General features: G+C 72.1%; 1 protein-coding gene and 1 pseudogene. One reads left to right on the top strand and one right to left on the bottom strand.

The window, feature by feature from the left end:
• Positions 1-1,140 (bottom strand): annotated as a pseudogene (locus IE312_RS39735) (ATP-binding protein); the annotation flags it as partial.
• Positions 1,141-1,431: 291 nt separating this feature from the next.
• On the opposite strand from IE312_RS39735, the gene gabT reads away from it, so the two are divergent.
• Positions 1,432-2,766 carry a 4-aminobutyrate--2-oxoglutarate transaminase gene (gabT, locus tag IE312_RS12725; protein WP_189981225.1) on the top strand — a complete coding sequence of 445 codons (1,335 nt, stop codon included), beginning with the start codon at positions 1,432-1,434 and terminating at the stop codon, positions 2,764-2,766.
• Positions 2,767-2,833 lie beyond the last annotated feature (67 nt).

Below are 2,833 nucleotides of genomic sequence, written 5' to 3'. Positions count from 1 at the left end.
GACGCGGACGACGACGTCGTAGGCCTCCGCCGGGCCGAGGCCGGCGCCCGCCGCGCCGACCACCACGACCGACGCGCGGCCGGCCAGGGCGTGCAGGCACAGGGACTCGGCGAGCGGCCGGACCAGCGCCCCCGTCTTACCGGAGCCGGCCGGGCCGACGGCGAGCAGCGAAGTGCCGAGCAGGTCGGGGCCGAGGGCGAGGCCGGCGCCGCGGTAGTGGTAGGGGTTGCGGGGGTCGTCGGCGGTGGTGCCGAGCCGGACCTGCCCGGTCAGCAGGTCGTGCCGGGCGTGCCGGGCGGGCAGGTCGCGGTCGCCCGACGGGTGCGGGCAGGCGGCGGAGCCGTCCTGCAGGACGGCTCCGGTGAAGCCCGCGAGGCTGTGCCGGCCGGACCGTACACCCTGCCAGGCCCGGCTGATCCGCGCGTGGTCCACATCCCGCATGAGCCCGGCCCTCGCCTCGGCAGCCAACCGCTCAGCAGCCTCCGCCGCCCCGGCCTGCCGCAGCTGCGGCCATTCGGCGGGGTCCTGTTCGGGGGCGGGCGGGGGCGTGGCGGCGGGCGTGGGACCGCGGTCGGCCGGCAGGACCGAGCGCAGGGCCGGCATGGCACCGCGTACGAGCGGGGCACCGTAGCGGCGCCAGAACTCACCCCAATGGCCGATCCTTCCGAACACCGAGAGAATCGCGCCGAACACCAGCCACGTGTACAGCCACGATGCGGCCCCGCCCACCTGGCCGCCTTCACCTCTCACCCAGGAATCCGGCGCCAGCACGTACCAAGGCCACTGCCAGAAGTCACCGAGATAGCCGTTCCACAGCAGAGAGCACAACAGCCACCCGCACAGAAGCGCGATCACGGCCCCACCCAGGAGTTGCCGCGTGGGGGTCACCGTCGGTTCAACCTCGGGCCGTGGCCGATAGCGGAACCGCCAGATTCCGGGTGCTGCCTGCGGCCGCGGCGCGCGCAACCAGGTCAGAAAAGCGGACCCGTCCGGCATCGGCGGCACCGGCGGTGCGGCGGACGGCATGGGCGGTGCGGTGGACGGCATGGGCGGTGCCCCCGCCCCCTCGGGTGGCGTCGCCGGGCGTGGTACAGGGTTCGTGTGTGTGTCGTGTGGGATCCGCGTGCTGTCGCCGTCCATCGACCCTGCCCCCTGACCAGCGCGTCCGTCCGCCGTTCCGTCCGTCATCAGCGAGCCAATCTAACGCCCCGGCAAGGGGAGTTCACCGCTTACGCGGCCGTAAGGGGCCGGGCCCGCCCGGGTGGGCTATGGCCATGGCGGACAACGGGGGCCGCCGACAACGCCCACATGGAGCATGCCCACCCCCCGGAACCCGTCTTAGCCTGCGAGAAAAGAAGGTATGCGTCCGAAAACGCACCGCCCGGAACCGCCCGGGACCGCCCGGTACGCAAGATCATCAGGGAGCCCCCCATGACCGCACTTCCGCAGGAGCGCCGCGTCGTCACCGCCATCCCCGGCCCGAAGTCGCAGGAGCTGCAGGCCCGCCGTACCGCCGTGGTCGCGCAGGGCGTGGGCTCCGTGCTGCCGGTGTTCACCGCGCGCGCGGGCGGCGGCATCATCGAGGACGTCGACGGCAACCGGCTCATCGACTTCGGCTCCGGTATCGCCGTGACGAGCGTCGGCGCCTCCGCCGAGGCCGTCGTGCGCCGGGCCTCCGCCCAGCTCGCCGACTTCACCCACACCTGTTTCATGGTGACCCCGTACGAGGGCTACGTGGAGGTCGCGGAGGCGCTGGCCGAGCTGACCCCGGGCGACCACGCCAAGAAGTCCGCGCTGTTCAACTCCGGCGCCGAGGCCGTCGAGAACGCCGTCAAGATCGCGCGTGCGTACACCAAGCGGCAGGCCGTGGTGGTGTTCGACCACGGCTACCACGGCCGTACCAACCTCACGATGGCGCTGACGGCGAAGAACATGCCGTACAAGCACGGCTTCGGTCCGTTCGCGCCCGAGGTGTACCGGGTGCCGGTGGCGTACGCGTACCGCTGGCCGACCGGCCCGGAGAACGCCGGCCCCGAGGCCGCCAAGCAGGCCATCGACCAGATCACCAAGCAGGTCGGCCCGGACAACGTCGCCGCGATCATCATCGAGCCGGTGCTGGGCGAGGGCGGCTTCATCGAGCCCGCGAAGGGCTTCCTGCCGGCCGTCCGCCAGTTCGCCGCCGACAACGGCATCGTCTTCGTCGCGGACGAGATCCAGAGCGGCTTCTGCCGGACCGGTCAGTGGTTCGCCTGTGAGGACGAGGGCATCGTCCCGGACCTGATCACCACCGCCAAGGGCATCGCCGGCGGTCTGCCGCTCGCCGCCGTCACCGGCCGCGCCGAGATCATGGACGCCGCGCACGCCGGCGGCCTCGGTGGTACGTACGGCGGCAACCCCGTCGCCTGCGCCGGTGCGCTCGGCGCCATCGAGACGATGAAGGAGCTGGACCTCAACGGCAAGGCCAAGCGCATCGAGGAGGTCATGAAGGGGCGCCTCACCGCCATGGCCGAGAAGTTCGACATCATCGGTGACGTGCGCGGACGCGGTGCCATGATCGCCATCGAGCTGGTCAAGGACCGCGCCACCAAGGAGCCGAACCCGGAGGCCACCGCCGCGCTCGCCAAGGCCTGCCACGCCGAGGGCCTGCTGGTCCTCACCTGCGGCACCTACGGCAACGTGCTCCGCTTCCTGCCCCCGCTGGTCATCGGCGAGGACCTGCTGAACGAGGGCCTCGACATCATCGAGCAGGCGTTCGCGCGCATCTGAGCAGCGAATCCGCACGGCGGAGAGCGCCTGCGGCAGGCCGTGTGAAGAACGTGTGCGGGGTGGATGA

The organism is Streptomyces capoamus (assembly GCF_014654935.1).
Classification (GTDB): Bacteria; Actinomycetota; Actinomycetes; order Streptomycetales; family Streptomycetaceae; genus Streptomyces; species Streptomyces capoamus.
The sequence above is the reverse complement of the archived record's forward strand: the minus strand, read 5'-3'. Positions and strand labels throughout refer to the sequence as shown.